This window comes from Nonomuraea terrae, assembly GCF_004348995.1.
In the GTDB taxonomy this organism is placed as follows: Bacteria; Actinomycetota; Actinomycetes; order Streptosporangiales; family Streptosporangiaceae; genus Nonomuraea; species Nonomuraea terrae.
Window position 1 is genome coordinate 1 of the sequence record NZ_SMKQ01000032.1, and the last position, 23,304, is coordinate 23,304.

A 23,304-nucleotide genomic window follows, 5' to 3' on the forward strand; every position below is an offset into this window, starting at 1 on the left:
TCTGCGGGTCGGGGGCGTACAGGGTGGGCAGCCGGTCGATCTTCTCGGCGGGCACGTGGAAGCCGGTGTCGGTCATGCCGAGAGGCTCGAAGATGCGCTCGCGCAGGAACTCCTCGAACGACTGGCCACTGACCCGCGAGACGAGCACGCCGACCAGGTCGCTGCTGATCTGGTACTGCCACTGCTCGCCGGGCTGGTGCATCAGCGGCAGCTCGCCCAGGCGGCGCATCCACTCGTCCTGCTCGGGCACCTCGGTCGGCAGGTTCGGGGTCAGCCCCCGCTCGAAGATGGCGTTCAGGATCGGGGTGCCCAGCGCGGTCATGTCCATGCCGAGGCCGAAGGTGGAGGTGAGCACGTCCCGTACGGTGATCGGGCGGTGGGCCGGCACGGTGTCGTCCAGCGGGCTGTCGATGCGCTTGAGCACCTGGCGGCCGGCCAGCTCGGGCAGCCACGGGTCGATTACGTCGTCCAGCCGCAGCCGGCACTCGTCCAGCAGCACCATCGCCGCGGCGATCGAGACCGGCTTGGAGGTGGAGGCCATCCGGAAGATCGTGTCCCGCTGCATCGGCGCGCCACCGCCGTGCTGCATCGTGCCCAGCGTCTCCACGTGCGTCTGGCCACCGCGGCTGACCAGGGCCACCAGCCCGGGGATCTTCCCGGAGTCGACATGCCTGGCCAGCACCTCACGCAGCCTGCGCAGACCCTGCTCGGAGAAGCCGTTCCTGCCGATTGCCATGATCCATATCTCCTTGTCGTCATGATTGGTCCGCCGGTTCCGTTCCGATCCGGCGTTCGTGCGTTCACCCTCGCGGAGGGGCCTGACATCGGGCCGTCGCCGCCCTGACGCCGCCGTTGACACGGCAGCGCCAGGTCAGCGGGCAGTCCGGCCAGGTGACGGCCGCTCTGCGGCGAAGCCGGGAGCGTAGTTTTTGAGCCGCACGAGGTGCGGGCGGGCCGCCGTCGTGCGGTCGAGCCTCTCCTGCAGAGGCGTGCCCAGGAAGAACTGGTCGGCGCCTTCGCGCCCCATGTGCTGATGCTCGGCGACAAAGCCGCGCATTTCCCGCTCGTAGGCGGCGAACGCCTGCGCGTGGCCGCCGCCGGCGGCCAGCTCGCCGGCCAGGATGTAGGCGCCGATCAACGCCTGGGAGGCGCCGCGACCCGAGGCCGGCGCCGCACAGTAACCGGCGTCCCCGAGCAGCACCACCCGGCCCGAGAACCAGCGGTCCATCTCAACCTGGGCGTTCGCCTCGAAGAAGAGGTCATCCGCTCCCCACATCTCCTCCAGCAGGCGCCGGACCAGCCGGCCTTCGCCGGCGAACCGCTCGGCCACGATGCGCTTGTGCTGCCCGGAGTCATCGCGGTCGTAGGCCAGCGGCCCGGAGGCGAAGTGCAGCGCCGCACGCGCTCGGGCGCCGTCGCGGGTGCTGAGCACCGCGGCCGCCTTGCCCGGTACGCGGTGGACCCGGCTGCCGTCTTCGGCGCCGAGGTGGCCGGGTAAGCCGAAGACCGCCGTGTAGAGGCCCAGGTGCCGGACGAAGCGCTCGTGCGGCCCGAAGGCCAGCGAGCGGGTGCGCGAGTGCAGCCCGTCGGCGCCGACCACCAGGTCGAAGCGGCGTGGCCGGCCGCGGTCGAAGGTGGCCCGCACGTCGTCGGCGGTCTGCTCCAGGGTGGCGATCGAGTCGCCGAAGACGTACTCGACCTCCCGGCGGGTGGCCTGGTACAGCAGGCCGGCCAGGTCGTCCCTGAGGATCTCCAGGTCGCCCGCGCAGATCGCCACGGGCATCGCGGCGTACTCGTCCGCCATCGCCGCATCACCCAGACGCAGGTCCAGCGCTTCAGCCTGCTCCAGCAGGGCCATCCGGTCCAGCACGTCCAGCGCCTCGCCGCGCAGGCCCGCCGCGTACCCGCCCGCGCGCACCCGCGGCGTGCGTTCCACCACGGTCGCAGTGAACCCGTGGTGGCGCAGCCAGTACGCCAGGGCGGCCCCGGCGACGCCGGCACCGCAAACAAGGACGTCCATCCACGTGCTCCCTCGACCAGGCGAATCGTACGCATCGAGGATCAAGTACGGTGAACACCCGGAACAACGACGAACTCCGAAAGATCACCTTCAGCGGGAGTGAACGGAGCAGGTCAGGCGTGGAACTGCGGGACATCGAGATCTTCCTGACCCTGGCCGAGGAACTGCACTTCGGCCGGACCGCCACCCGGCTGTGCCTGTCGCCCGCTCGCGTCACCCAGGCGATCCAGAAGCAGGAACGGCAGGTCGGCGCTCCGCTGTTCGAGCGCAACAACCGCACGGTCCGGCTGACACCGGTCGGACGGCAGCTCCGGGACGACCTCCGGCCGCTCTACGCCGGGCTGCAGGACAGTATGGAACGCGCCCAGCTCGCCGGCCAGGGCATCACCGGCACGCTGCGCGTCGGCATGCTGCCGCTCAACGCCTACGACATGCGCCCCTACTGGGACGTCTTCCGCCTCCGCCACCCGCAGTGGAAGCTGCGCATCCACAGCGCACAGCTGGGCCAAGCCTTTCCCGCGCTGCGCCGCGGAGACATCGACGTCCTGGTGAGCTGGCTCCCCATCGACGAACCTGACCTCACGGTGGGGCCGGTCGTGTTCGCCGAGCAGCGCGTGCTGGCCGTCGCCGCCGACCACCAGCTCGCCCCGCGCGCGTCGGTCTCGCTGGAGATGATCTCCGACTTCCAGCACCCGCACGCCGACACCGGGCCCGGCTACTGGTACGACGCCTACGCCCCGCGCCTCACCCGGCGGGGCCGTCAGATCGAGCGCGGCCCCGTGGTGCGAGACGCGGAAGAGGCCATGACCCTCGCCAGCATGGACGGGCTCGTCGTGCTCTTCCCTGCCCACGTCACACGCTACTGGGCACGGCCGGACATCGCCTATCTGCCGGTCACCGATCTGGATCCGCTGCCGTACGCGCTGGTGTGGCGGAGCGAGGCGGAGAGCGAGCCCATCCGGGCCCTGGCCGGGATCATCCGCGACCTGGGCCCTCTCCCGTCGGCCCCTGCCCCTTGAGGTGGCGTCTGCGGAGCGGTGTCGAATGCCGCGTAGGGCGTGGACCGGCCCGGCCTCTCCCGGGTACTCGCAGCGCAGGTCGCGGATACGGAGCACGGGTGGAGCGAGCGCGCACACCACTGCGAGACCTGGTCGCGGCGTCGGGAGCGAACCAGGCGTCGATCAACTACCACTTCGGATCCAAGGAGCAGCTGCTCACACGGTCCTTGCGTGACCTCAACACGGAGTGGGGCGAGCTGCTGTTCGCGGTCCTCGAGGAGCCCGATGACGAGGAGGCCCTGTGGGGCCGGATCATCGACTCGATCCAGGCCAACCGGTCGCTCTGGTTCGTGAACTTCGAATCGGTCGCATCATCCCGGCAGGATGGCGAGATTCGGAAGATGATCGCGAGTGGGCAGGAGGTAGCGCGGGCCTCGCTGGCGCGGGCGTTCGCCGGCCTCGGCCCCGGCAGTGATCCGGACGAGGTTCAGGCGGCCGACTCCCGCTACTTCGCGCTGCTCGCCGCGCAATCACCGACCCCGAACATGCGCCTACGGCCAAGCAGTTCGTCGGATCCCGTGGCTCAGTCGGCCGCGGTCTGCGTGGGGCGCGGCAATGATCTTCCAGACGGGTTGTTGATCTGACCAGGGCTGGTCGAGCTGGGCTTTCGGCTGATGAAAACACCGACGAGGATCATTAGGCCGCCGAGCAGCGCGGCTGAATGAACGCTTTCGTTGAGGGTCGCCCAGGCGATGCCGATCGCCAGGAACGGCACGAGGTAGAGCGTGTTGGCGGCAGTGGCCACCGGTAGGCGGGCTTGGGCGTAGGCCCAGGTGATGAAGCCGAGTGCGCTGGGCGCGGTTCCGAGAAAGAGCAGGGCCACAAGCGCTTCGCCGGAAGCGTGCGGCACCTCGCTGATCAGGGCGGGCAGCAGCGGCAACAACAAGGCAGTACCCGACCACATCGCGTAAGACGTGATCTCCACTCCGCTGTAACGGGCCAGCAGAGGCTTCTGGAGCACGAAGAACGATGCCTGCGCGATGGCCGCGCCGAGTATGAGGCCTGCGTCCGGGCTTGGAGTGAGGCCGCCGCCTTGCACCAAGGTGATGACGACGGCGCCTGCGAACCCGAGAGTCAGGCCGGCGATGCTTCGCCGGTTCAATGGTTCGCGCAGCACGATGAGGGCGAGCACGGCGGCAGCGATGGGAGCCGTGTTGACCAGCAAGCTCGCGGTACCGGCGGGCACGCTGCGTTCACCGGCGTTGAGCAGCAGCTGGTAAGCGGTCATCCCGGTCAGTCCGCAGCCGATGATGCGGGGTAGGTCGGCGCGGGCAGGCCGGCGTACGCGCAGCAGCGGGGCGACTGCCGCGAGGACCAGAGAAGCCACCAGAAGCCGGCCCACCGACAGGCCTGCCACGCCGAAGCTAGGTAAAGCCACTCGGATGGCCACGAATGCCGCAGACCACAACAGCACGGTGACGGCCACGGCGGCGGCCACCCGTCGATCACTGAACATGACCCAAGCCTGCCGTGGCGGGTGCGTAAGCGCTAGTAACGACTTTTTCGGCACCCATGTAGCATCACTTTATGCTGGATGTGCGTCGCCTACGGGTGTTGCTCGCGGTAGCCGAACACGGCGGCATCGCCGCCGCCGCACGAGCGTTGACGTTCACACCGCCCGCCGTATCGCAGCACATCGCCGCCCTCGAGCGGCAGGTCGGCATGCTTCTGGTCGACCGCAGCGGGCGTACCGCTCGACTGACCGCCGCAGGGCATCGATTGGCCGGTCACGCGCGTCAGGTCCTAGCGGGCCTGGAGGCCGCCGAGGCGGACCTCGCTTCCCTCGACGGGGACCTACGCGGGACACTCGCCGTGGGCACCATCGCCACGCTAGGCCGGACGCTGCTACCCGCCGCGCTGACCACACTGCGCACCACGGCGCCCGACGTGGATCTGCGCATCGAAGAATGCGAACCGGAAGACAGCCTTCCCGCCCTCGCGCGCGGCGATCTCGACGTTGTGTTGGCCGGCGAGTATGGCCTGACACCACAGCGACCGCAAGCGCACATCGACCGCATCGACCTGTTCACCGAGCCATTACTGATCGCGGTAGCCTGCGATCACCCCCTCCGGGGACCTGATGTTGATCTAGCGCAACTGCGTGACGAGCGCTGGATCGCCCCGGCCGCCGGGAGTTCCTGCGAGACCATGCTGCAGCGTATCTGCGCCCTGGCCGGCTTCGAGCCGCACGTCGTGGCGCATAGCGGGGACTTCACGGTGGCCGCGGCGCTGGTCAGTGCGGGTCATGGCATTACCCTCCTGCCTGCCATCGCCACGCCTCCCACGTCGGGGGACGCCACCGGTGTCAAACTGCTCGGTGTCCATCAGCCGGGCATACACCGCACGCTCTATGCCGCCATCCGTCAGGGCACTCGCCAGCACCCTCTGGTCAACTGTGTCCTGGACGCCTTGACCACCAGTGCTGAACGTTTCCCTGCATCCCATGGAGAAACGTGTCCTGTCTCGCTCGGTGCTTGACACCTTGATCGTCTTCTGTGCCTGCTCGCGGTGTATCGACGCTTCGGGGAGGCCGGGATGGCATCGGTGGAGCTGAGCGTCTGGAGCAGCGCTATCACGCGGTGATTGAGGTGTTGTCGGGGCGAAGGTCACCGATGTGGCGGGCCGATGTCGCGGCAGTAGGTGCCCGAGCCCACCCTGACGAGCACGGTCGATCCGCTGTCGCACCAGGCGATCGAGGTCGACCGGTCGTGCCTGCGTCGGGCAACATGTCGATCGGTGGCCAGCAGCTCTGGCTCGGCGTGGACTACTGCCGTTATGTTCGCCGGCAGGACGCTGCCAGCGGGATGCTGTTCCTCCGCGCCCGTGCCCCATACAGGCCGGTCACGTCATCGGCGGTCGGCCATGCCGTGAAACGCGCCTGCCTGCGAGCCGGGCTGGAGCCGGCCAGCGCGCACCAGTTGCGCCACGCCGCCGCGACCGCGATGCGGCGGGCCGGGGCGTCACTGTCGGAGATCAGCCAGCTGCTGCGCCACCGGCCGAGCAGGTACGCCAGCAGATGCTCCCGGCCGCCGCCCGGGCGGTGCACCTGGCCGGGCGAAAGCCTACGACGCTGGCCAGCAGGGCCTGGCTCAGCGCTACTACCTGCAGTCCTATGCGCTCGCAGACGAGTCCGGAGTGACCGGCCAGGACGGTTTCGTGATGCGCACCATGGCTCAGCAGGGCCTCCAGCTCGACCGCTCCGAGCACGGCCGGTCACCGGCTCATGCCCGCCATTCGGAAGCAAGGACCGCCCAGATCTGCTTGTCGTAGCGCACGCCCTCGTACGGCCATGCCTCGCGTCGCACACCCTCCAGCGTCATGCCGAGCCGCTTGGCCACAGCTGAGCTGCGTTCGTTGTCGGCCCGGCAGTGCCACTCGGCCCGGTGCAGCCCTCGGGACGTGAACGCCCAGTCCAACAACGTGCCACACGCCTGAGTGATCAGTCCGTGGCCCTCAGCGGACGGCTCCAGCCAGCAACCGATCTCACACGAGCCGAGAGCGGCATCGAAATCCGTGAACATCACACCGCCGACCAGCACCCCATCCCGCCAGATGCCATACAGGCGCGCACCGTCGCCGGCCTGGCGTTCGGCGTACCGCTTGAGCGTGGCCCGCGCCGCCTCCACGTCGTCGGTGACGAACGAAGGGCCGACCCAGGGACGAATGTGCTCGCGGGCCCGGTCCAGATGGTCGGCGAACTCCTCGGCATGCCAGACCTCCAGCGGCCCGAGACGAGCACCGTCGCGCAGCGGCAGCGAGAACATGAAAAGCCCTCCATTCACATAACAGGCGTTACGGAAATGTACCGTAGCAGCATGGCACGCACCAAGGGAGATCACGAGGCTCGCCGGCGCGACGTCTCCGCAGCGGTCTGGCAGGTAATGGCCACACGCGGCTTCGCCGGCCTGACCCTGCGCGCCGTCGCCGCCGAACTCGGCGCGACCACCGGCCTGCTCACGCACTACTTCCCCACCAAGCAGGCCTTGGTGGAGTACGCCCTTGACCTGCTCGAACAGCGCACAGCCTCCCGCCCTCGCCGCCACGCGGGCAAAGGTCTGGCCGCCCTCAGGGACGCACTTCTGGACATCCTGCCGCTGACCCCCGAGGCCACCGACAGCAACCGCATCTGGGTCTCCTCCTGGGACGCCGCACTCTCCGACCCCGACCTGAGCACCGGCTACGCCCGCAAGTACGCCCAGAGCCGGGACCGGCTGAGCGAGCGGGTGGCCGCAGCCCAGGAACTCGGCGAACTGCCCCCTGGTGACCCCCTCCACATCGCAGTCGGCGCTCAATCCTTCATTCTCGGACTGGTGGTCCAGGCCCTGTTCGACCCGGTAGCGTTCCCGCCACAGCGACAAGTCGAGCTCCTGGACGACTACCTGGCCACCCTGACCGCCTCGCACTGATCAACGTGGATCACTCGGCGCGTGCCGCCGGTTGCTCGTTCGACTCCGGCGCTCTCCCCGCCTGCCCCGCCTCGGCACTGCCGAGGACCCGCCTGTCACTGTTCGCCCGGTAGGAGCGGCGATGTGTGGCTCGATGGGACGGACTCCGGTTGGAGCAGAAGGTCCGACTCCGGATCGGGGGCGCGCAGGAGGGCTTTGATATCGACGTCGGACAGGCTTACCACATCGGACAGGACGAGGAGGGTCGTGGTGCGTCCGATCCCGGTGAGGCTGTCGATCATCTCTTCGAGATGAGACGGGCTCCGGGCGGCCACCTCGATGACGTAGCAGTCGTCGCCGGTGACATGCACGCAACTGAGCACATGGCCGAGGGCGAGCAACTTCTCGCGAAGCCCGTGAGCGCGGGCGTTGGGCTGGTGGGGGCGCAGCCGCACATGCGCGCGCAGTGGAAGGCCGAGGCGGGTCGGATCGATGCGAGCCGCGTAGCCGGTGATCACGCCGGTGCTCTCGAGCTTGCGGAGGCGCTCGGCGACGGAGGGACGGCTGAGGCCGACCTCCCGCGCGAGATCGGTCAGGCTCGCGCGGCCGTCCTTGGCAAGCCGGGCCAGCAGCGCGAGGTCGATCGCATCCAGGGCGGCACTGTCTCCCATCTCCATGTCTGTCCTTCCGTTCGGCGGCCAGTTGCTGTAATCGCCATCGTTTCGTAGGCATCATAGCAATTGTGACTGTGACACGGAGGCTTTTATCCCGCTATGGTCTCCCTCGTGAAGGACAGTGACTGGAACGTGCAGACGCGGTTGCTGGCCGGCGGCACGTCCGGCCGAACGGGGCCCGAGATCCGGCCGGTGGCCTGGCCGGTGTACGAGACGGCCTCTTTCGAACTGCCAGGCGTCGCCGAGGCGGGAGTGCTCTACGGCGAGGACGCGCTCGGCGAGGCGTTCACCTACAGCCGTTACGCCAATCCCACCTGTGCCGAGCTGGAGCGGCGGGTCAGCACCCTGGAAGAGGGCGTGGGCGCGGTCGCGACCGGCTCCGGCATGGCCGCGATCGCGCTGAGCGTTCTCAACCTGTGTCAGGCTGGCGACAGCCTGGTCTGCTCCTCGGACGTGTACGGCAGCACCCATGCGCTGTTCGCCCACACCCTGCGCCGATGGGGCATCGAGACCCGATTCGTCGACGGATGCGATCCGCAGGCGTTCGCGCGCGCCGCGGACCACACCACCCGTGCGCTGTACGGCGAGACGATGCCGAACCCGTCCCTGCGCACATTCCCGATCCGGCAGGTCGCCGACGTCGCCGACCGGATCGGCGTACCGCTGATCGTGGACAACACGTGCGCGCCGGTGCTGTGCCGCCCCGGACGGCACGGCGCTGCCGTGGTGGTCCATTCGGCCACCAAGTACATCGGCGGTCACGGCACCGCCCTCGGCGGGGTCATCGTCGACACGGGCCGTTTCGCCTGGGGCGCCGCCGGCACTCGGTTGCCGCTGCTCACCGAACCCGATCCCGCCTACCGAGGGCAGGTGTGGACCACGCTCGCCGGCGCCCGAAACTCCAGCGCGTACCTGGTGCGACTGCGACGGACGCTCATGCGCGATCTCGGGCCCGCTCTCGCCGCCTCGGCGGCGAGCCGGCTGGTGCAGGGCATCCAGACGTTGCCGCTGAGAATGGCCCGCCACTGTGACACCGCCCGTGTGATCGCCTCGCACCTGCACGGCCATCCGGCGCTGCGCCGCGTCAACCACCCGTCTTTGCACAGCGGTGACGACGCCCGGCGTGCCCGGCGCTATCTCGGCGGCCGGGGCGGGCTGATCGGCCTCGAACTCGCCGGTGGCTATGCAGCGGCCGCCGACTTCGTGTCACGCCTGCGGATAGTGCGCCACGTGGTCAACCTCGGTGACGTCCGAACCCTGATCACCCACCCGGCCGGCACCACGCATTCCCAGCTCGGCGCCGAGGAACTGGCCTCGCTGGGCATCTCCCCAGGCTATGTACGGCTGTCGGTCGGACTCGAGGACCCGGCCGATCTGATCCACGACCTCACCCAGGCGCTCAACTCCACCACCCTCCCGGAGCAGCCATGACCGGCCCCATGACCGACCACGCATACACCGAGCCGACAGACACGATGGACGCGGCACTCGCGTCGATCAGTCTGCGCGGCACGCCCTTCATCGACGGTGTGCGCACGTCCTCCAAGGACGGAGCCACCTTCGCCGACCACAGCCCGATCGACGGCCGGATTCTGCTTGAGGTCAGCGCCTGCGACGCCGCGGACGTCGACGTCGCCGTGCGAGCTGCCCGGCGGGCCTTCGACGACGGCCGCTGGCGCGACCAGCCGCCGGGGGCGCGCAAGCGCGTGCTCCTCGCCTGGGCCGACCTCCTCGAGGCACACGCCGACGAACTCGCGCTGACCGAGTCGCTGGATGTGGGCAAGCCCATCACCGACGCCCGTACGGTCGACGTTCCGGCCGCCATCCGGGCCGTCCGCTGGTACGCCGAGGCGATCGACAAGGTGTACGGCGAGACCGCGCCCACCGGCGGCGACGTACTGGCGACCGTCACACGCGAGCCGATCGGGGTGGTCGGATGCGTGACCCCCTGGAACTTCCCCCTGTACATGGCCTGCCTGAAGCTCGGGCCTGCCCTGGCGGCCGGCTGCTCCGTCGTGCTCAAGCCCGCCGAGCAGTCACCCCTCAGCGCGCTGCGCGCCGCCGAGCTCGCCGTCGAGGCCGGCCTACCGGCCGGCGTGCTCAACGTCGTCCCTGGGCTCGGCGAGACCGCCGGGCAGGCCCTCGGCCGTCACCCCGGCGTGGACGCTCTCGCCTTCACCGGCTCCACCCAGGTCGGCAAGCTCTTCCTGCGCTACTCCGGGGAGAGCAACATGAAACGAGTCAGCCTCGAATGCGGTGGCAAGACACCGCACATCGTCATGGCGGACGTCCAGGACCTCCAGACCATCGCGCGAGCCGTGACGTGGGGAATCTTTTTCAACGCCGGCCAGGTGTGCAACGCCGGATCCCGCCTCCTGGTCGACCGGCGCGTCAAGCATGGATTGCTCGAGCACATCACCGCCCAGGCCCGCGCCATCCGGCTCGGCGACCCTCTCGACCCGGCGACCGAGCTCGGCGCCGTCATTGACCACGACAGCAGGGACGGCATCCTCGCTCGGGTGCGCGAGGCCCAGGACGCCGGCGGGCGCCTGGTGCTCGGCGGCGGCGCCGCCCGCGTGGAGACCGGTGGCGCCTACGTCGAACCCACCATCGTCGATCAGGTCGGCAACGGCACCCGGCTCGCCCAGGAAGAGGTGTTCGGCCCGGTGCTGGCCGTCATCGACTTCGACGGCCCCGAGCAGGCGATCGAGCTCGCCAACGCCTCGACCTACGGCCTTGCCGCCGCGGTCTGGACGCAGGACATCGACGTGGCGCTCAACGCCGCCCGGCGACTGCGGAGCGGGACCGTCTGGATCAACAACTTCGACGACAGTGACATCACCACACCGTGGGGCGGATTTCAGCAGTCCGGCATCGGCCGCGACAAGTCGCTCCATGCGCTGGACAAATACACGGAGCTGAAGACCACCTGGATCAGCATCAGACACAACCGCCAGGCCAGGGTCTGAGATCGCTGAGCGGTCCGATCTGCAGGGCGACCATACCCAAGGCGGTGCCGGTGAAGGTCGCCCTGTCGAACCCGGCTTCGCAGAAACGGCAGCCGGTCAGGTCGAAGCGGATGAGGGTGGCGCCGTCGAGGTCGAGGCGGATGTCGGGCCAGTGGCGACGGGCGGCTCCATGGCCGTCTACAGCCGGCAACTGGCCTGCTCGGCGTCGGAGGCGCACGCCATGGTCGAGGGGCCCCTCGCCTCGACGCGGCGCAGCGTCGCGGATGCAGCAGGTTTAGTCTGGTCGCACCTTCGTCAACAGCGACGTCGATCTTGGCAGAACCGTCCTGACGCTCGGTGGCTTCCTCGCCTCGGGCCTGGTGATCCCACCGATGATGGCCGGCCTGGTGCTGGTCGCCGGCGTTCCGGCGCTCGTCGCGCAGCTGGCCATGGCCAGGCGGCGGGCTGTGATGATGTCGGAAATCGCCCCCGCGCAGCGGCGAGGGATCATCTTCTGCTCGTCCTGGGCCACGGCGCGGCGGACTCAGTTGGTTTCAAGGGAGTCGAGCCAGGCGAGTAGGCGATCACCCTCGCGTTGCATGATCCCCGGGTCCCGCAGGGCGTTGGTCAGCAGGGACATGCCCTGGTAGGCGCCCACCAGGGTGAGCGCCAGGCCTTCGGGGTCCGGCTGGCCCAGCTCCCGGAATTGGCGCTCTACCCAGGTGAGCAAAAGCCGGATGACCTTGCCTGCTTCGACGTCCAAGCCGCCCTCCTTGCGTTTGTCCAGCTCGACGGCGAGTGTTCCGGTCGGGCAGCCGTAGCGGGCGGCGAGGTCGCGCTGGCTCACCCAGGCGTTGATCAGGCCTTTCAGGCGCTCGCGGGGGTCGGGGAGCTGGTCCAGGCGGCCGGTGAGCAGGTCCAGTTGCCGTGCGTGCTCCGACAGTGCGGCGGCGACGAGCTCGGCTTTGGTCTTGAAGTAGTAGTACACGTTGCCCACGGGGACCTCGGCCATCCGCGCGATGTCAGCGATGGTGGTGCGCTCGGCGCCCTGCTGGTGCACGACTTCGGCCGCGGCCCTCATGAGCCGCTCCCGCTTGGCGCCGGCCGCCCGGACTCGGGCGGACCCTTTCAAGTCAGTCATCTGACTAACTATACGACTCCCGTCCATGCTAGGTCTCAGTCAGTCAGTCGACTAACTAACTACTCGCGAATCGAGGAATTCGTCATGATCGTTGTCACGGGAGCCACAGGAAATGTCGGCCGCACGTTGGTCCGCATCCTCGCCGAGCAGGGGCACGAGGTGACCGCCGCCTCCCGCCGCGTCACCGATGGCGACGTGCCGCCCGGCGTCCGCGCGGTCGCCGCCGACCTCTCCCGGCCGTCCGCCGACGTGCCCTCCGCGGCGGACGCGGTCTTCCTGCTCGTCGGCGGGGACTTGATGATGGCCGGCGACCCCGCTCGGGTCGTCGCCCCGTTCGCCGGTTCCGGAAAGATCGTCCTGCTCTCTTCCCAGGGAGTGGCCACCCGCCCGGACTCCTTGTCACACGGGCGGGCCTTCGCCGCTTTCGAACAGGTCGTCATGGATTCCGGCACCGACTGGACCATCCTGCGCCCCGGCGGCTTCGCCTCCAACGCCTACGCCTGGGCCTCGGCCATCAAGGCGACCCGCACGATCGCCGCGCCCTTCGGCGAGGTGGGCCTCCCCGTCATCGACCCCGGCGACATCGCCGCCGTGGCCGCCGCCACCCTGACTCAGCCGGGCCACACGAACGCGATCTACGAACTGACCGGCCCCATGCCAACCACCCCACGCCAGCGCGCGGCCGCCATCGGAGACGCCATCGGCGAGCCTGTCACCTTCATCGACCAGACCCGGGAAGAGGCCCACGCCCAGATGCTCACGTTCATGCCCGCTCCGGTGGCCGACACCACCCTTGACATTCTCGGCACCCCCACCGTCCGCGAACAGACCGTCAGCCCTGATGTCCAAAAGATCCTCGGCCGTGCTCCCGCCACCTTCGCCGACTGGGCCAAGCGCAACGCCGCGGCCTTCCGCTGATGCCATGGCCCTGTCGAGCGCTTGAGTCGGGACCTTTTCCAGGTGATTTCAAAGGCGTGGCGGCCACGACTTCATGCGCGATGGCGTCACGATGAGAGGACTGGGGGCAGTGTTCCGGCGGCCACAGCCCGGACGCGGCTGCCAGGGGGGCGGAAACCCGGTCCTCGTTCGCTCCCGGTTGTCCTGCGGGCGCTGAGCCGCTGCTCTCTGCCGAACTCCGACCCCTTGCCGGGCCGGACCGAGCTGGGTAATGGCTTCGGAGCTGCCTTCCACGTCATCGATGAAGCCCCGGCCGCGCTCGTCCTCGAAGGCGTTCTCTTGAAAATGGTCGATTGACCCGAAGCTCAACACCTGCTCGCCGATGGCGGAGCGGAGGGCTCCAGCGTCGGCAACCGCTCGGGAAACTGGTCGAGCCAGGGGTTGGTGAAGTCGCCGGCCTCGACGGGGAAGTCGACGGCGACGAAGGCCCGCACCAGGTCGGGCCGGCGGGCGGCGAGCTGGTAGGCGTTGATTGCACCCAGGGAATGGCCGATGAGGATCGCAGGGCCGATCCGAGCGTCTCGATGACGTTTGTGGTGTCGGCGAGGAATGCCTCTCGTCCGTAGTCTCCGGGCTCGTCCGACAGGCCATGACCACGCTGATCGAGTCCGATGACGCGCCAGTCAGGGCCGAGGTGTTCGGCGAGGGTCATCCATACGCGTCCGCGCCCGAAGGCGCCGTGGAGGGCGAGTATCGGGTGGCCGGTGCCTTCGCTGTCGACGTAGGCGAGGCGGACGTATCTGCCGGCGTCGACTGGCCAAACTCTGACTCCGTCAGGAACTCTTCGAGTCTGCTGCAAGCCCTCCGGTCAGGCCACGATGGCCGGATAGGGACTCCTCATCGCGCCGAAGTAGGCCTCGGGCGCTCCTTCGATGTGCTCAGGCAGGGCGTCCATGAAGGCGCGCAGCAGTGGGGTCGCGTTGTGCCGGTCGAGGTCCTCCTGCGAACTCCAGACCTCATAGAGGAAGAAGCGGCCGTCCTCCTGCTCGTGGAGGTGGTACTGAAGGTTGCCCTCGTGCCCTCGAGACGGCTCGACGAGGTCCATCAGGAGCTTCCTGAACTCGTCGGCGTGTCCGGGCTTGGGGGTCAGGAATCCGTAGAGCGAAACGGGCGCCGGTGCAGTTGAAGTCGTCGTCATGTGAGCAACGTTAGGATGTGACACCGGTGTCAGATTCAAGCCGCTGTCCTATGAGGTGGGTCACATGAAGATCGGGGAGCTGTCCCGCGAAACAGGCGTGGCCGTACGTCTCCTGCGCTACTACGAGGCTCAGGGGCTGCTCACCTCCCGCCGCAGCGAGGGCGGCCACCGCCATTACGATCCCGAGGCCCCCGCCACCGTCGCCCGCATCCGTACCCTGCTCGCCGCCGGGCTCCCTACCAAGGTCATCCGCGATCTTATGCCCTGCTTCGTCGGCGACGGCACCGAGCTCCAGGCATGCGTTCTCGATCACCTCAGAACCCAGTACGCCGAGCTTGACTCCCGCATAGCCGACCTCACCCAAGCCCGCACCGCTCTGGGCGACATCCTCGAAGCCTCCGCCCGAGCACTCACCCGCATCTGAACCGGCCGTCACGCGTCGGGAAGCCGTGACCGAGCCTGCGTCAAACACCGGTGATCAACCTACAGAACAGATGATCAACCACCATTGCTGGGAGATGCCGGAGTTCGGCCGCCACAGCCCCTGGACCACGTGGGCCGCGATGCCCCCGGCCGCCACCGCCGCGGCGACGGGGAAGCGCCTGCGCTGGGCCACCTGCAGCGCCCCCATCGTCGCCGCCGCAGTGGCCACGGGAGAGATGGTGGCCAGGAGGGTCGCAGCCAGTGCCCCCGAGGCCGGCCACCACAGCTGGGCGAGCGCCGCGACCAAGCTCACCGCCGCAACGACGACGTCCAGCCCCCACATGGGCCCGCCGACCAGGCTCCACAGCGTCAGGGCGCTCAGGCCACCCATTCCGAGGACCACGCCGGCCATCGCGATCGGGTACGAAGGTCGGATCTTGCTCACCGAGTCAGGGTGATCGCCAGGTCGCAGGCGCCGTCACCTACCAAAGGAGGACCCGTACCCCACCGGGGGAGAACACAGAGCGACCGCTCGCCCGATGTGGCGGATCGGGCGAGCAGGCGAAGCTGACGAGCATGAACACCTCAGCCAAGCGAATCCTCCTCACCGTCGCCGGCGCCCCCGCGGCCGCCCTGGCCGTCTGGGCCCTGGCCGTGCCGGTCGCCGGAACCACTCTGACCGTGCGCATGGGCGTCGGCACGCAGGCGATCGAACCGGGATTGGTCCTGGTGGTGAGCCTGCTGGTCGGGCTGGCAGGCTGGGCGCTGCTGGCGGTCCTGGAGCGGTTCGCGCCCCGGCCCGCCCGGATCTGGACGATCGTCGCCCTGGCCGTACTCATCCTGTCCCTGCTCGGGCCGCTCGGCAGTGCCGTCGGTATCGCCACGATGCTGGTGCTGGTCCTGATGCACCTGGTCGTCGGCACCGTGCTCGTCCTGGGGCTGGCACGGCGATGAACCCGTCCGGGCCCGTCATCCGCCAACCAGGCGCGGGCGGCGCGCCCTCGACCATTCGCACCCCGCTGGACAACGCTGACACGGCACAGGAGACATGACATGACCGTCCTCGCCAGAGCGATCGATGCCACCCGCCGCTACGGTGACGTGCTCGCGCTCGACCGCGTCTCCCTCGACATCAGGGCGGGCGAGCTGATCGGGCTGCTGGGCCCGAACGGCGCCGGCAAGTCCACCCTCATCAACCTCTTCGTAGGGCTGCGCCGGCCGACGTCGGGCACGATGGAACTGCTCGGCGGCTCGCCTTCCGACCCTGCCGTACGGCGGAGCATCGGCGTGACCCCCCAGGAGACCGGGCTGCCGGAGTCGCTGCGTGTCGGCGAGATCGTCGACTTCGTCTCCGCGCACTTTCCCGAGCGCTACGGTACGGCGGAGCTGCTGGCCAGGTTCGGCCTCGGTGACCTGGTCAAGCGGCAGGTCGGGGGACTGTCCGGCGGGCAGAAGCGCCGTCTGGCGGTGGCGCTGGCCTTCGCGGGCCGGCCGCGGCTGGTGTTCCTCGACGAGCCCACCACCGGGCTGGACGTGGAGGCCAGGCGAACCCTGTGGGAGGGCATCAGGAGCTTCCACGCCGACGGCGGCACCGTGGTGCTGACCAGCCACTACCTGGAGGAGATCGAGGCGCTGGCGCAGCGGGTGGTGGTGATCGGCCTGGGCCGGGTGCTGGCCGACGGCACCGTGCAGGCCGTGCGCGACGTGGTGGGCGTGCGCCGGGTCTCCTTCGCAGCGCCGGCCGTACCAGATCTGCCCAGCATCATGCGGAGCTCGGTCGAGGACGGCCGGGTGCACCTGCTCACCACCGACTCCGACCTGCTGGTCACCGAGCTGGTGCGCGCCGGGACGGCCTTCGCCGACCTCGAGGTAAGGCCGACCTCTCTGGAAGAGGCCTTCATCACCATCACCTCCAAGGAGGAGGCACGTGCCTAACCTGATCCTCACCCACACCCGCTACCAGTTCCTGGAGCAGCTGCGCGTCCCGATCGCGCTGGTGGCCAGCGCGTTCTTCCCCGCGGCCGCGATGCTGGCGTTCGTGGTGCCCTTCGCCGGCGCCGACCCGGCGAGCGCCACGCAGGCGACGGCCGGGATGATGCTGTTCGGCGCCATGTCGGCGGCGTTGATCGGGCTGAGTATCAGCGTGGCACAGGACCGTGAGCAGCCCTGGGATCCCTACCTGCGCACGCTGCCCGCCGGCCCGCTGCCCCGCTTCGGCGGCCGCATCGTGACCACAATGGCCAGCATGCTGCTGTCGGTGGTGCCGGTCCTGCTCATCTCCGCCTTCCTCACCGCCGCCGCCGTCTCCCCGCTCCGCCTGGCACTGGGCATCGGCGCACTGCTGGTGGGCTCCGTCCCGTTCATGCTGATGGGTTTGTTCATCGGATACGCGGTGTCCCCCAAGGCGGCGATCGCGGTGTCGCAGGTGACGTACTTCCCGATCGCGGCGCTGGGCGGGCTCCTGATGCCGCTGGAGGTCATGCCGAGTTTCGTGCAATCCCTGGCGCCGTTCGTGCCCAGCCGGGGCGCCATCGAACTCATGTGGGCCGCGGTGGCGGGCCGCACCCCCTCCCCCGTCTCGCTCGCGGCCTTCGCCGCCTGGATCATTCTCGCCGCGGCCGCCGCCACCTGGGCCTACCGCCGCGACGAGGGCCGCCGCTTCTCCTGATCCGTTTCTCAGCAGCCACGTACAGTGCGGTGCGAAAGGTGTTGAGGTCGTTCGTCACACATCGGTCCTCGGCCGTAGCCAACGAGGGATGTAGCCCAGGTACGGCCAAAGCCACAATCGTGATCTTGGTTGACGGAGTCGAGGGCGGTCAGCTGCTGGTTCGGGGAGCGAGCAGACTGCGAGGCTCCGGGACGGAATGTGCGGTCGTCGCCCGCGGGCCAGGCCGGGCCGATGAGGGCGCCGAAGCGGTCCACGAGGTTGTCGAACAGCAAGCGGTCGACCTCGAGATCGACCGGCTACTGCCCTTCTTTCGCACGGTTCGACGCGCTGCCGATGAGGCCTCGCCCACACCACCGCGTGTAACACGTCAGGGTGATGAACTCGATCAGCCGCCGGGCCGTACAGGGTGACGGAGATCGGCGCGAGCGGTTCGGCCAGGTCGCAAGGATCATGCTCGGCCGAGTCCCCGCCACGTCCGGGGCATGGTGATCGCTCGGACTGCTACTCCCCGGCGTCGCCGGTGGTGGTGAGGGTGGCGTAGAAAGCCCGCACGTCCTCGACCAGCAGTTCCGGCGACTCGAGCGCCAGATACGCGCCGCCCCCGGCCAGTTCGGTCCATCGCACGACGTCGGCGTCACGCGCGGCGAAGCGGCGGATCGTGACGTCTTCCCTGGCCACGAGCACCCCGGTGGGAACCGTCACCCGCGGCTTGGGCGCGTAGGCACCCGGGTCGTGGCCTACCTCGTAGTAGAGGTTGGCCACCGAGCCGGCGGTGGCGGTGAACCACATGACGCTCACGTCGGTCAGGATCCGGTCGCGGGAGAAGGCGTCCTCGGGCAGTTCGGCCGCCGAGTCGGTCCATTCCTTGAACTTCTCGACGATCCACGCGAGCTGCGCGACCGGCGAGTCGGTCAGGCCGTAGGCGATGGTCTGCGGCCGGGTGGACATGATCTGGTTGAAGCCGAGGCCGTCCTGCATGAAGGTCTGCATGGCGCCCAGGCGCCGCTGCTCGTCGGCGGTGAACTCGGTCTGGTCCGGGGAGGGGAAGGCGACGTAGGCGTTGACGTGCACGCCGATCAGCCGCTCGGGCACTTGGCGGGCCAGCTCCAGCCCCAGGTTGGCGCCTCCACCGCCGCCCTGCGTGCCGTACCGCTCGTAGCCGAGCCTGGACATCAGCTCGGCGAAGGCGGCAGCCGTACGGGGGACCGTCCAGCCCGGCGAGGCGAGGTAGCCGGAGAAGCCGACGCCCGGGCAGGACGGCACGACCAGGTGGAAGTGGCGCGACAGCGGTTCGAGGACGTCGAGGAATCCGATCACGCCGCCTGGGTTGTCGTGCAGGAGCAGCAGCGGCAGGGCGGCCTCGGAGCTGGAGCGGATGTGAAAGAAGTGGATGGACTGCCCATCGATCTCGGTGACGAACTGCGGGTACGTGTTGTACTCGGCCTCAGCCGCCCGCCAGTCGAAGTCGGCGAGCCAGTAGTCGACCAGTCCCTTGAGGTAGTCGAGCGGCACGCCCCGGCTCCAGCCCTGTCCCGCGATCTCGCGGGTCCATCGGGTGCGGCGAAGCCGTTCGTGCAAGTCATCCAGGTCGGCCTGGGCAATGTTCACGCTGAATGGCTTCATGTCCACGACATTAGGCAGAACCGGGCACAGCAGCATGAGTCGTCACATAGGTAATATCCGGCACATGCTTCGGGGGCGAGAGCGCGAGTCGCGCACCATTGACGGGTTGCTTGGTGACGCGCGGGCGGGTGTCAGCGGCGCCCTGGTCATTCTCGGCGAGCCGGGCATCGGCAAGACGGCCCTGCTGGATCACGCCGCGGTGGCCGGCGACCTGCATGTCCTGCGGACGACCGGCATCGAGGCGGAGGCGGAGTTGCCGTTCGCCTCGCTCCACCTGCTGTTCAGGTCGGCGCTCGGCCGTCTGGACAGCATCCCCGAGCGGCAGGCCGCCGCGCTGCGCGGCGCCTTCGGGCTCGGCCCGGCCGGTACGGGCGACCGGTTCCTGATCGGGCTGGCCGTCCTGTCGCTGCTCGCGGAGCTGGCAGAGGAAGGCCCGGTGCTGTGCCTGGTCGACGACGCGCAGTGGCTCGACCGGGCCTCGGCGGACGCGCTGGTCATCGCGGCCAGGCGGCTGGCCGCCGAAGGGGTGGCGATGCTGCTGGCCGCCCGCACCGGGTTCCAGGCGCCGGGCCTGCCGGTGCTGGAGCTGGCGGGCCTGGATGAGACGACCTCGGGTGAGGTACTCGACTCCGCCGCCCGCCCGCTGTCCGCCGAGTTCCGGCAGCGGATTCTCGCCGAGGCCGCCGGAAACCCGCTCGCGCTCCTGGAACTGCCGAAATCCGGTGAAAGCCAGGGGGAGCTCTCGCTCACCGCCCGGCTGGAGGAGGCCTTCGCCCACCAGGTGGACGGGCTGTCCGCAGCGGCCCGCGCCTTGCTCCAGGTCGCCACAGCCGACGCCACCGCGGAGTCCGCGATCGTGCTGGCGGCCGGGCGCGCGCTGGGCTGCGCCCCGGAACACCTGGAAGAGATCAGCGGGGCCGGTCTGATCCATACGGCCGATGGATCGCGGCTGGAGTTCCGGCATCCGCTGGTCAGGGCGGCCGTCTGGCAGCGGACGCCGCTTGCCCGGCGGCTGGCCGTCCATCACGCCCTCAGCCAAGTCCTGGAAGGCACGGCGGACGCCGACCGCAGCGCCTGGCACATGGCTGCCGCCACGCTGACGGCTGATGAGCAGGTGGCGGCGCGGCTGGAGGCGACCGCCGCCCGCGCCCACGCCCGCGGCGGTTACGCCTCGGCCGCCTCGGCCTACGAACGTGCCGCCGCGCTGAGCCCCTCGGCCGGCGAACGCGCCCGCAGGCTCACCCTGGCGGCCGAGGCCACCGAGTTCAGCGGCCGTTTCGACCGGGCCAGAACCCTGGCGCTCGGCGCCGGGAACCCCGGCGCGGAGCTGACCTCCCGGCTGATCCGGGTGCGAGCCTGCTGCGACTACGGCGAGGGGCACCTGCAGGGCGCGCACGCGATGCTGTCAGTCGGCGTGGACCACCTGGCCGCCGCCGACCCGAGCTCGGCCGTCTGGCTGCTGCTCGACGCCGCCTCCATGATCTGGCTCGACGGCGACCGCGACATGGCCCACCGCACGGCCGAGCAGCTCGACGCGCTGCGGGTGCCGCCCGACGCCGATGTCGTCGCGGTCCACCAGCTCTGCCGCTGGTTCGTCGCGCTCGCCCTCGGACGCCCCTCCTCCGGCCTGCCGCCGCTGGCCGATGTGGTCGAGTCCGCTCGGGCCCAGGCCGGACCTGACCGCCGCGGGCTGCTGCTGATCGGTGGGCTCGGCCTGGCCGACTACGACGCCCGCACCCACCAGCTCGCCCTGGCGGCCACCGCCACGCTGCGGGCCGAGGGCCGGGTCGGGCTGCTGCCGCAGGCGCTGACCTTCCTGGCCCGCGTCGAGTACGTCCGCGGCCGCTACGCCGACGCGCGCGGCTTCGCCGAGGAGGCCGTGAGCATCGCCGCGGATACCGGACAGCCCGCCTGGTCACGCCTGGCCACCGCGCTCCTGGACCAGCTCGCCGCCGTCCACGGAGACCCGCTCGATCCCGCGACCGCCAATCCGGCCGCGCTCGGGCTCCTCGACCTCGGCCAGGGCCGTCCGGAGCAGGCCCTGCTCGGCCTGGAGGCGCTCGTGTACGGCAAGGCACGCAACCGAACCTCCGCCATGCACCTGGTGCCCGACCTGGTCGAGGCCGCCTTGCGCAGCGGCAGGAGCGCCCGCGCGGCCGAGCCGTTCGCCCGCCTGGAATCCTGGGCCGGCGTGTTGCGGCAGGGGTGGACCGACGCCCTGGTCTCCCGCTGCCGCGCCCTGCTGTCCACCACCCCGGATGCCGACGCGCACTTCCGTGCCGCGCTCGCCGCCCATGAACGGCCCTTCGACCGCGCCCGCACCGAACTGCTGTACGGCGAATGGCTGCGCAGGAGCCGCCGGACCAGCGACGCGCAGGAGCACCTGCGGGCAGCGCTGGAGACGTTCGAGTGGCTCGGCGCGCGCCCCTGGGCCGACCGGGCACGCACGGAGCTGGGCGCGACCGGCTGGAGCACCCAGCGCAACACCGGCGACCGCTTCGCCCAGCTCACCCCGCAGGAACGACAGATCGTCCACCTGGCCGCCCAAGGGCTGTCGAACAAGGACATCGCCGCGCACCTGTTCCTGAGCCCCAGAACCGTGGGGCAGCACCTCTACAAGGCCTTCCCGAAGCTCGGCGTCACCGCACGCGCCCAGCTCGCCGACCTTACCCTCAGCAGCTGACAGCCGTTCACGGACAGGCGAGCGCGGGCCGCCTGCACCCGGAGCCGGTCGGCCGTCGTGGAGATCCTGACGATCCACGCGGCCGGGTCCCCCCGTACAGGATCGTCGACATGGCGGGGTGACCAGACGCGCCAGGTGCGCAACAACCCGCACGTTGCCTGAACGTGCACGGCCCCGACGTATGGCTGTTTGCCGTCGCCTCCGCCACCAGGTCGCGCAGCGTACTCCCCGACCACCGGGAATAGCGCCGCGCGCACAGTCTCCTCCGGGTGACCCATTGCCGCGTCCGCCAACCGGAAGAGGATGCCTCCTTGCCACGGACCTTCTTCGGCTCCGCCGTTAGCTGCCGCTCCACCCGCCGCTCCTCACGGGCATTGATCTTGTGACCAGAGCGACCAGCAGAAGCATCGGCGATCTCCGTCGGCAGCGAGTCCAGCCCGCCGCGCCCGGTCTCGCTTCAGCGAGGCCAGCAGCGAGGCCAGCAGCGAGGCCAGCAGCGAGGGCCGTCCGTCGTTGCCCTTCTGCACCAGGCCACCAGGCAGCCCGCGCACGCCTTGCCCAGGCGCTCGATCGTCTACGTGCAAAAACCTTTTTGGGGACACGAAAGTGACTGCAGTCGCGTAGAGCCACATTGCGTCCATCGGGCCGATCCGAGCGGTGAGCCCTTCACCCTGGCACGAGGCGACACCAGTAAGGTTCAGATCGCAATCACGAGCACCGCCCAGCTGTTACCTGGCTCGCCGGCCGGGAGGTTCAGGCGGCGAGCGGAAGCCGGACCACGAAGGACGCGCCGCCAACGGGAGAGTCCTCGACGTGCACCGTTCCGTCGTGGGCGGTCGCGATGTTGTGCACGATGGTCAGGCCGAGGCCTGTGCCTCCACGGTCGCGGGAACGGGCCTCGTCCAGCCTGGCGAACCGTTCGAAGATCCGTTCTCTGTCGGATTCGGCGATTCCCTCACCGTCGTCGGCGACGATCAGCTCTGCCTGGCCGCCGTTCCGGCGAACCTGCACATGTACCGTCTGCCGGGCGTGCCGCCGGGCGTTGTCGAGCAGTTCGGTGAGCAGGCGACGCAGCTTGGGTGCGAAGGCGTCGACCACGAGCTTCTCGTCCACGTGGACCTTGAACCCGTGCTCGGCCTGCCGGGAGACCTCCTCGCGGACAAGTTCGGAAAGATCGACCGGCGTCCGTTCGGTGGCCAAGTTGGCGGCCTGCATCTGGGCCAGCAGATGCAGATCGTCGACGATCCCCTGCAGTCGGCCCACGTCCTGGAGCGCGCGTTCGAGCATCTCTTCGATGTCGATCTCACCAGGGTGCAGTCGGGCGGCCTCCAGCTTCACGCGGAGCCCCGCTATGGGAGTGCGCAATTCGTGTGCTGCAGCTGCCTCGAACCGTCGCTGCCAGTCGATCGCCTGGTCCAGTTTCCGGCGCATGATGGCGACGTGGCTCTCGATCTCGTCGAGCTCGTTCAGGCTTTCACGCAGATCGTTGAGCGGCTTCATGCGGACTCCCTCCTTCAGCCATCGTGTGTGCGCCTGCAAGATCCACTGCAACAACCACCATCAGCTTAACCGGCGCCCGTGTCGAA

Annotated in this window: 24 protein-coding genes and 1 pseudogene; 13 read left to right on the plus strand and 12 right to left on the minus strand. The window is 69.5% G+C overall.

The window, feature by feature from the left end; translation table 11 throughout:
* Positions 1-736 (minus strand): serine hydrolase domain-containing protein (locus E1286_RS13800; RefSeq protein WP_132612394.1); only part of this gene is annotated, 736 nt, incomplete at its 3' end.
* A 135-nt stretch (positions 737-871) separates the two neighbouring features.
* On the minus strand, positions 872-2,020 hold the full coding sequence (locus E1286_RS13805) for an FAD-dependent monooxygenase (protein WP_132612396.1): 1,149 nt from the start codon (positions 2,018-2,020) through the stop codon (positions 872-874).
* Positions 2,021-2,139: 119 nt separating this feature from the next.
* Between E1286_RS13805 and E1286_RS13810 the strand changes: the two genes are divergently transcribed.
* Together E1286_RS13810 and E1286_RS13815 are read left to right on the plus strand one after the other, a co-directional pair.
* Positions 2,140-3,039: a LysR family transcriptional regulator gene (locus E1286_RS13810; protein WP_132612398.1), complete on the plus strand. Its 900-nt coding sequence runs from the start codon at positions 2,140-2,142 to the stop codon at positions 3,037-3,039.
* A gap of 98 nt (positions 3,040-3,137) precedes the next feature.
* Positions 3,138-3,662 carry a TetR/AcrR family transcriptional regulator gene (locus E1286_RS13815; RefSeq protein ID WP_223189938.1) on the plus strand — a complete coding sequence of 175 codons (525 nt, stop codon included), beginning with the start codon at positions 3,138-3,140 and terminating at the stop codon, positions 3,660-3,662.
* On the opposite strand, the gene E1286_RS13820 is transcribed toward E1286_RS13815, so the two are convergent.
* A complete protein-coding gene (locus E1286_RS13820) occupies positions 3,602-4,534 on the minus strand; it encodes a DMT family transporter (RefSeq protein WP_132612400.1) in 933 nt (310 codons plus the stop codon). The two genes, E1286_RS13815 and E1286_RS13820, sit on opposite strands and share 61 nt — an antisense overlap.
* A 71-nt stretch (positions 4,535-4,605) precedes the next feature.
* Between E1286_RS13820 and E1286_RS13825 the strand changes: the two genes are divergently transcribed.
* Complete coding sequence (locus E1286_RS13825) at positions 4,606-5,556, plus strand: LysR family transcriptional regulator (protein ID WP_132612402.1); 951 nt, start codon at positions 4,606-4,608, stop codon at positions 5,554-5,556.
* A 326-nt stretch (positions 5,557-5,882) separates the two neighbouring features.
* Positions 5,883-6,017, plus strand: a pseudogene (locus E1286_RS52030) (hypothetical protein); the annotation flags it as partial.
* Positions 6,018-6,299: 282 nt separating this feature from the next.
* Here the strand turns inward: E1286_RS52030 and E1286_RS13840 are convergent.
* A complete protein-coding gene (locus tag E1286_RS13840; protein WP_132612404.1) occupies positions 6,300-6,842 on the minus strand; it encodes a GNAT family N-acetyltransferase in 543 nt (180 codons plus the stop codon).
* 51 nt (positions 6,843-6,893) lie between these two features.
* On the opposite strand from E1286_RS13840, the gene E1286_RS13845 reads away from it, so the two are divergent.
* A complete protein-coding gene (locus E1286_RS13845) occupies positions 6,894-7,484 on the plus strand; it encodes a TetR/AcrR family transcriptional regulator (protein ID WP_165969723.1) in 591 nt (196 codons plus the stop codon).
* Positions 7,485-7,579: 95 nt separating this feature from the next.
* Here the strand turns inward: E1286_RS13845 and E1286_RS13850 are convergent, their stop codons facing one another.
* A complete protein-coding gene (locus E1286_RS13850) occupies positions 7,580-8,140 on the minus strand; it encodes an Lrp/AsnC family transcriptional regulator (RefSeq protein ID WP_246074838.1) in 561 nt (186 codons plus the stop codon).
* Between the two features lie 108 nt (positions 8,141-8,248).
* Between E1286_RS13850 and E1286_RS13855 the strand changes: the two genes are divergently transcribed.
* Positions 8,249-9,568 carry an O-acetylhomoserine aminocarboxypropyltransferase/cysteine synthase family protein gene (locus tag E1286_RS13855; RefSeq protein WP_246074840.1) on the plus strand — a complete coding sequence of 440 codons (1,320 nt, stop codon included), beginning with the start codon at positions 8,249-8,251 and terminating at the stop codon, positions 9,566-9,568.
* An 8-nt stretch (positions 9,569-9,576) separates the two neighbouring features.
* A complete protein-coding gene (locus tag E1286_RS13860) occupies positions 9,577-11,106 on the plus strand; it encodes an aldehyde dehydrogenase (RefSeq protein ID WP_187368160.1) in 1,530 nt (509 codons plus the stop codon).
* Here the strand turns inward: E1286_RS13860 and E1286_RS13865 are convergent.
* A complete protein-coding gene (locus E1286_RS13865) occupies positions 11,078-11,296 on the minus strand; it encodes a pentapeptide repeat-containing protein (RefSeq protein ID WP_165969724.1) in 219 nt (72 codons plus the stop codon). The genes E1286_RS13860 and E1286_RS13865 overlap by 29 nt on opposite strands.
* Positions 11,297-11,629: 333 nt before the next feature.
* Positions 11,630-12,226, minus strand: coding sequence for a TetR/AcrR family transcriptional regulator (locus E1286_RS13870; protein WP_132612412.1), 597 nt, complete (start codon positions 12,224-12,226; stop codon positions 11,630-11,632).
* Between the two features lie 84 nt (positions 12,227-12,310).
* Here E1286_RS13870 and E1286_RS13875 point away from each other — a divergent pair, with 84 nt between their 5' ends.
* A complete protein-coding gene (locus tag E1286_RS13875) occupies positions 12,311-13,144 on the plus strand; it encodes an SDR family oxidoreductase (RefSeq protein WP_132612413.1) in 834 nt (277 codons plus the stop codon).
* 344 nt (positions 13,145-13,488) lie between these two features.
* On the opposite strand, the gene E1286_RS50175 is transcribed toward E1286_RS13875, so the two are convergent.
* Positions 13,489-13,806, minus strand: a complete 318-nt coding sequence (locus E1286_RS50175) for an alpha/beta fold hydrolase (protein ID WP_223189944.1) — start codon at positions 13,804-13,806, stop codon at positions 13,489-13,491.
* A 185-nt stretch (positions 13,807-13,991) separates the two neighbouring features.
* Positions 13,992-14,321, minus strand: coding sequence for a putative quinol monooxygenase (locus E1286_RS13885; RefSeq protein ID WP_132612415.1), 330 nt, complete (start codon positions 14,319-14,321; stop codon positions 13,992-13,994).
* A 64-nt stretch (positions 14,322-14,385) separates the two neighbouring features.
* On the opposite strand from E1286_RS13885, the gene E1286_RS13890 reads away from it, so the two are divergent.
* The gene (locus E1286_RS13890; protein ID WP_132612416.1) at positions 14,386-14,745 is read left to right on the plus strand and encodes a MerR family transcriptional regulator; all 360 of its coding nucleotides are present in this window, start codon (positions 14,386-14,388) and stop codon (positions 14,743-14,745) included.
* Between the two features lie 54 nt (positions 14,746-14,799).
* On the opposite strand, the gene E1286_RS13895 is transcribed toward E1286_RS13890, so the two are convergent.
* Entirely contained in the window at positions 14,800-15,189 is a 390-nt protein-coding gene (locus E1286_RS13895; protein WP_132612418.1) for a hypothetical protein, read from the minus strand.
* Between the two features lie 131 nt (positions 15,190-15,320).
* Between E1286_RS13895 and E1286_RS13900 the strand changes: the two genes are divergently transcribed.
* The 3 genes from E1286_RS13900 to E1286_RS13910 all read left to right on the plus strand — a co-directional run bounded on the left by E1286_RS13900 (position 15,321) and on the right by E1286_RS13910 (position 17,412).
* Positions 15,321-15,698, plus strand: a complete 378-nt coding sequence (locus tag E1286_RS13900) for a DUF6069 family protein (protein ID WP_132612420.1) — start codon at positions 15,321-15,323, stop codon at positions 15,696-15,698.
* A gap of 99 nt (positions 15,699-15,797) precedes the next feature.
* Complete coding sequence (locus tag E1286_RS13905; protein ID WP_132612422.1) at positions 15,798-16,679, plus strand: ABC transporter ATP-binding protein; 882 nt, start codon at positions 15,798-15,800, stop codon at positions 16,677-16,679.
* Positions 16,672-17,412 (plus strand): ABC transporter permease, encoded by a 741-nt coding sequence (locus tag E1286_RS13910; RefSeq protein ID WP_132612424.1) that lies wholly within the window; start codon positions 16,672-16,674, stop codon positions 17,410-17,412. The genes E1286_RS13905 and E1286_RS13910 overlap by 8 nt, the downstream gene beginning before the upstream one ends.
* A gap of 501 nt (positions 17,413-17,913) precedes the next feature.
* On the opposite strand, the gene E1286_RS13915 is transcribed toward E1286_RS13910, so the two are convergent.
* A complete protein-coding gene (locus E1286_RS13915; RefSeq protein ID WP_223189940.1) occupies positions 17,914-19,035 on the minus strand; it encodes an epoxide hydrolase family protein in 1,122 nt (373 codons plus the stop codon).
* Positions 19,036-19,099: 64 nt separating this feature from the next.
* Between E1286_RS13915 and E1286_RS13920 the strand changes: the two genes are divergently transcribed.
* Positions 19,100-21,718: an ATP-binding protein gene (locus tag E1286_RS13920; RefSeq protein ID WP_187368161.1), complete on the plus strand. Its 2,619-nt coding sequence runs from the start codon at positions 19,100-19,102 to the stop codon at positions 21,716-21,718.
* A 753-nt stretch (positions 21,719-22,471) separates the two neighbouring features.
* On the opposite strand, the gene E1286_RS13925 is transcribed toward E1286_RS13920, so the two are convergent.
* A complete protein-coding gene (locus E1286_RS13925) occupies positions 22,472-23,218 on the minus strand; it encodes a sensor histidine kinase (RefSeq protein ID WP_132612428.1) in 747 nt (248 codons plus the stop codon).
* Positions 23,219-23,304 lie beyond the last annotated feature (86 nt).